6 protein-coding genes are annotated in these 5,325 nt (G+C 60.9%); all 6 read right to left on the reverse strand.

Going from position 1 to position 5,325, the window contains the following annotated elements:
• A partial coding sequence (locus WBF74_RS04555) for an AAA family ATPase (RefSeq protein ID WP_424435835.1) occupies window positions 1-1,023 on the reverse strand: 1,023 nt, incomplete at its 3' end.
• A complete protein-coding gene (locus WBF74_RS04560; protein WP_424435838.1) occupies window positions 1,023-1,742 on the reverse strand; it encodes a CpaD family pilus assembly protein in 720 nt (239 codons plus the stop codon). The genes WBF74_RS04555 and WBF74_RS04560, both read right to left, overlap by 1 nt.
• A 10-nt stretch (window positions 1,743-1,752) precedes the next feature.
• On the reverse strand, window positions 1,753-3,234 hold the full coding sequence (locus tag WBF74_RS04565) for a type II and III secretion system protein family protein (RefSeq protein WP_424435841.1): 1,482 nt from the start codon (window positions 3,232-3,234) through the stop codon (window positions 1,753-1,755).
• Entirely contained in the window at window positions 3,234-3,986 is a 753-nt protein-coding gene (gene cpaB, locus WBF74_RS04570) for a Flp pilus assembly protein CpaB (protein WP_424435844.1), read from the reverse strand. The genes WBF74_RS04565 and cpaB overlap by 1 nt, the downstream gene beginning before the upstream one ends.
• A 52-nt stretch (window positions 3,987-4,038) precedes the next feature.
• Window positions 4,039-4,545 (reverse strand): A24 family peptidase, encoded by a 507-nt coding sequence (locus WBF74_RS04575; RefSeq protein ID WP_424435847.1) that lies wholly within the window; start codon window positions 4,543-4,545, stop codon window positions 4,039-4,041.
• 270 nt (window positions 4,546-4,815) lie between these two features.
• Complete coding sequence (locus WBF74_RS04580; RefSeq protein WP_424435850.1) at window positions 4,816-4,989, reverse strand: Flp family type IVb pilin; 174 nt, start codon at window positions 4,987-4,989, stop codon at window positions 4,816-4,818.
• Window positions 4,990-5,325: the final 336 nt, after the last annotated feature.

The raw sequence follows: 5,325 nt of genomic DNA on the forward strand, positions 1-5,325 counted from the left end.
AAGCTGGCGCGTCAGATCGAGCATGTTCTTGGCGTTGCGCAGGCTCGCAAGATCAGGCGTTGCGGTGATGACGATTTCATCCGCCGAGAGCAGTACCTTCTTCGTCCAGGGTGCCCAGACATTCGGCAGGTCCACCACGACGCAGGGCACGCCTTGACGGACGATATCGAGAACCGTTTCACAGCTGTCGCCATCCATCTCGAAATCACGGTCGAGAACGGCAGGCGCTGCAAAAAGGCTGAGACGTTCCGAACACTTCACCAGCAGGCGATCAAGCAGAACATCATCAAGGCGCTCCGGTGCTGTCAGCGCGTCGGCAATGCCCTGTGCGGGGTCCTGATTGAAGTCGAGGCCGGCCGTGCCGAAGGGCAGGTCGAGATCGGTGATGATCACGTCCTCATCCATGCCCGTGGAAATGCACCAGCCAACATTGTGAGCGATGGTGCTGGAGCCCGTGCCGCCTTTTGCGCCCATGAAGGCGATGGTGCGGCCAATCGGCGGCGCATCCGGCGAGATATAGAGGCGCGAGACGGCTTCAATAATGCCCATCGGGTGAAGCGGCGCGACGAGATATTCGTTGACGCCCTGACGCATCATCTCGCGATAAAGCGAGACATCATTGGCCTGACCAATAACGACAACCTTGGTGCCTGCATCGCAGACTTCGGCAAGCGCGCCGAGCTGGTTGAAAAGCTCCGCCCCGACGGCGCGCGTTTCCACCATAATGAGGTTCGGCGTTGCCGTCTGCTGATAATAGTCGATGGCAGCGGCGATACCGCCCATATGTACCGTGAGATGCGTCTTTGCGAGACGGCGATCTTCGCCGGCGCGCTGAATGGCGCTGCCCGTGCCCGGCTGCTCGCAGAAAGCATGGATGGTGATGCGCGGCACCGGCTTCATCACGGCGAGCGTTTCACGATCAATGGGAAGAACAGGAGCTGCGCCCGCCGTGCCCGGCATGGGCGGCGCCTCGACAGCCTCCTCATTCATGAGGACTGGTTCCTTGCGTGCAAGATTGCTCATTACTTCACCTCGCTCACGGCGCCAGAATCCTGATCACCGCGCGCTGTGGCGGTTGCCTCGCCTGCGCGGTATTTCTCGAGCACGGTGCTGCGGCGTGCGGCATCAGCCGGTGTCATGTTGCGCGGCGCAACCAGGTCTGCCGGATTGGCCACCATTGCCGCGATATTATTCTGCGTCGCGCAGCCATGATTGGGAGTGAGCCCGTTTGTCGGATCGAGCGCATAGTTCTGCGACCAGTTTCCGCAGGCCGTCGGCCGCGCTACATATCGCTTGAAAGAAAGAATGAGGGGAGCGGCTGCATCTGCACCCGAGGCGCGATAGGGCGTGTAGGCGAGATCGCCCGCGCCCACGCCATTCTCGCTCAGGAGATCGCGCACATCGCTGAGCGCCACCGTGGCCGCACCCGAATTGGGCGAGCCGGACGGCGTGGAGATGGTCAGCGCGCCATGACCCCGCTGGCGGTAGGCGGCGGCGAAATCTTCAATGGCTGCACGGTCGGCGGGCGAGAGGCCCGGCTGACCGGGTACGACACCGATATTGAGCGTTGCCACATCCGTCTCGACCGAGATCGGATGCGAGTAATGCGCGCCGAACTGCGCATGCTCGGCGGTGTTAAATCCGCTGCATCCGGCAAGCCCTGTTGCGGCAATGAGAGCGATAGCCCCGAGCGCGCGGCGTCCAGTCATTCCGGCTGTTTTCATCTCTGTCTTGCGGTTCATTTCTTTCACCTCAATCCACGACGAAGCCGACAGGGCCTTGCAGCGACTTGTCGCCGGTCGCGGCCCCGCGCGCGCCATAGGTTGCGTTCAGGCGGCCCATCAGGATCGTGTCCATATCGCTTGCCGGCGCGAAGCCATCCGTCGGCAGCGCAAGCTTGTCGCGGGTTGTCGGATCGACGAGGTAGGGCGTCACGATCACGACGAGTTCCGTTTCGTTCTGCTGATAGTCGCGGCTGCGGAAAAGCTGGCCCAGAACCGGCACATCCTTCACGCCCGGCACGCCATCAATATTCTGGCGCATGGAGTCGGAGAGAAGACCGGCCATGACAAGCGAGCCGCCGCTCGGCAGTTCAAGCGTGGTTTCCGCGCGGCGGACCTTCAGGCCCGGCACAGTGACACCACCGCCGCCAGCACCCTGCAGCACGAAGGCGCCGTCAGAGGAAAGCTCGCTCACTTCCGTCGAAATCTTCAGGCTGATGCGGCCTTCGCTCAGCACCACCGGCGTGAAGTTGAGGCCCACACCGAAGGGCTTGAACTCAAGCTGCACATTGCCATCGCGGTCGCGCGAGGTCGGCACAGGGAACTCGCCACCGGCAAGGAACCTCGCGGACTCACCCGAGATCGCCGTCAGGTTTGGTTCGGCAAGTGTTTTCAGAATACCGTCGCGCTCCAGCATCCGTATCGCGGAGCTGATGGAGCCATCGTTGCCGGTTACGGCCGTGCCCGCGGTCGTAAGGCCGCCGAGAGACTGACCCTGAATACTGAAAGAATTGTTGGTCGCAAGGCGAAGCGCGAAGTCGCCGAAATCTGCCGCCGTCGAAAGATCGACGCCAAGCTGCTTGATGACATTGCGCTGCATCTCGGCAACGGTCACTTTCAGCATGACCTGTTCCTTGCCTTCGATGCCAAGCATGTTCAGCACGTTCTCGCGGTCCACACCGGCGAAACGGGCAGCGAGATCATGCGCCTTGTCGGCCTCGCTCGCATTCGCCACCATGCCGGAGAGAACGATGTGATCGTTGATCGATTCCACATCGATCCTGGCCTTGGGGAAATATTGGCGCATCGTTTGCCGCAGGCCCGTGAGGTCGCGCGCCACGCGAATTTCCAGATTGAGAATCTGCTGGCCGCTCTCATTGAAGAAGAAAGCGTTGGTCTGGCCGACCGCAAGGCCGATCAGATAGGTGCGCCTGTTCGTGCGAACAACCGCATCGACGATTTCGGGATTGGAGACGAGCACATCGCGCGCCGCGACGGGCAGTTCCACAATAGCGGCCTTGCCGAGCCCGAGCACAATGCTGCGCGAGGACTGGCCGCTGCCGCCCTGATCGATCTTCACAAGTCGCGCATCCCCGGCGACGGCGATTTCGGCCGGCACCAGCGCCATTGAAAGCGCACAGAGGAGTGCAAGACCGCCGCGTGCAATGCGGGCGGTTCTCGCGGCGATGCCGGATTTCAGCGTGTTCCACATGGTGTCCATACGCAGCCCCATCACCTGTTCACACGCACAGATTGCGCGATGCCGTTACGCACGACCTTCACAACGGAATTACCCGGCTGGTCGAGTTCGCCGCCCGCCATTTCCTGCTCGCTCATGCCGCGCAGCGAGAGGGCAAGGCTGCCTTCCGCGCTCGCCATGGAGACGAGTTCCACCTGAGCGGGCGTAAGCTCCAGCGTGGCCGTGCGGCCAACTGCCACCTGCTCGCCGCTGTCATTGAAGCGCTGGTCGATCGCAAGCACGCGAATGTTGCGCAGGATTGTCTGCCCCTTGTCCACATCAACAATGTCCACGCGGTCATTCGGCAGGATGAAGCCGCCCGCGCTGGTCTTCGTGGTGATCTCGATGGCGATGGCGCGCATGCCCGGTTCGATCAGGGCGGACATGAAGCCGGCACCGGAAAGGTTGACGAGCTTTTCTGCTGTCACCGGCTCGCCGCTCAGTATCCCCATGCGCGCGACGCTGTTTGAATATTCTTCGACGGCTCCAGGCTGCTGCGCCCGCGTGATATAGGCCGGGTTCAGTGCCGCATCGGGCCAGCGCTGCCAGCGCAGATCGCTTGATCTGACCTTCTCGCCGAGCTGCAGATTGCTCGCCGAGACAAGCACTTCTGTGGTCGGCTCTTCGATGACCTTCTCCGCGACCGGTTCTTCAGGCCCGGAGGACATGAGCCCGCGCGCGAGAAGGGCGGCGATACCTGCCGCGACAACCGCGAGAACCAGAACTCCAATGCGTGCGGCGTTCACTTGCCCGTTCCTTTCTCTGCGTATCGGCGGATCACACCGCCACGCCCATTCCTCATGCGGCCTGAACCGCTGCCTGTAGCCAGATGCTGTGCTGGAAGATGAAAAGCCCACCCAGTCCGAGCGCCACGCCATAAGGGATGCCGCCCTTGCGGTCGTGCAGCCTCAAGATCCATTCACGCCGCGCCATGAAGGCGGGAAGCGGCAGCGAACGGAAGAAGAGGATGAAAAGCGTCAACGCGCCGCCCAGCACAGAAGCCACCAACAGATAAATCAGAAGATCGGCCCAGCCGATCCAGAGCGCGATGGCTGCAACAAACTTCGCATCACCACCGCCAATCCACCCGAAGGCGAAAAGCGCCATGCCGACGACAAGCATCAGAACGCCTGCACCGACATGCAGCCCGATTTCCTGCCAGCCAAACCCCGCGATGAACGCAAGCGGAAAGAAGGCTGCCGCAAGCGCGGCAGTCAGAACATTCGGGATGGTCATCGTCGTCAGATCCCACAGCGCGCCGAAAATCATGGCGAGAGGGAAGACGGCGAACAGCAGCACACTCATCACGAAAGATGCCCGTTTCGTCGGAGGCACATCGCCCCGCGCAAAGCGGCCCCATGCCTCTTCACGCCTTCGAATAGTGGGCGGAGGAACGTAAATTTGAGGTAAAGAGCGGTTCAGATTGAGCCAAATCGCGGGGATAAATCGACGCGGCCCGCATGCTGCGACAGAATCCCGCAGAGGCAGAAATAACAAAGCCGCCAGCGCGGACTGCTCTGGCGGCTTCGATTTTCAGGCACCGGAATGATGTTCCGGCGATCGGCGCGGATTGGATTAACCCTCGGCGCCCATCTTTTCGGCGATCGTGTCGAAGGTCGCTTCAACCTTACCACCGATCAGACCAACGGCCGTGATGATCACAACCGAAATGCCAGCGGCGATGAGGCCATATTCGATGGCGGTCGCACCGGACTCATTCTTCACAAACGACTTCAGAAACTGGCTCATGATCAAGCCTCCTTCAACTTTACTGTCGACAGCACCAGCCCGTGCAACCGCATAAGCCGCAGGGCGCTCTCTTGGAGCAAGGCGAGATTAGCCGGAGCACCATTACTTAATCGCTAACGAGCTTTGTTAATCTGGCTCACTATTGGGGTCAGACAATGTTGTTTTGAATATTGTTCCAGTATTTCAAATATGCTCAAGAAAATACGTCGCTCGGGGCAAGAACAAAATATCGGGTGACCGGAGCACAGGCTGACAGGTTGGTTAATCGCGGGTTAAAGCGGACCCGATCACCAGCAGGAGATGCGTGATCACGCGTCGGACTGATCGCATTTGGCG

The sequence above is a fragment of the Parvibaculum sp. genome, assembly GCF_049672805.1.
Classification (GTDB): Bacteria; Pseudomonadota; Alphaproteobacteria; order Parvibaculales; family Parvibaculaceae; genus Parvibaculum.

Bases quoted from the DNA above. Each gene is read 5' to 3' on its own strand.
- WBF74_RS04565 (WP_424435841.1), bottom strand. From the start codon at position 3,234: ATGGGGCTGCGTATGGACACCATGTGGAACACGCTGAAATCCGGCATC.
- WBF74_RS04575 (WP_424435847.1), bottom strand. From the start codon at position 4,545: ATGAGTGTGCTGCTGTTCGCCGTCTTCCCTCTCGCCATGATTTTCGGC.
- WBF74_RS04580 (WP_424435850.1), bottom strand. From the start codon at position 4,989: ATGAGCCAGTTTCTGAAGTCGTTTGTGAAGAATGAGTCCGGTGCGACC.
- WBF74_RS04560 (WP_424435838.1), bottom strand. From the start codon at position 1,742: ATGAACCGCAAGACAGAGATGAAAACAGCCGGAATGACTGGACGCCGC.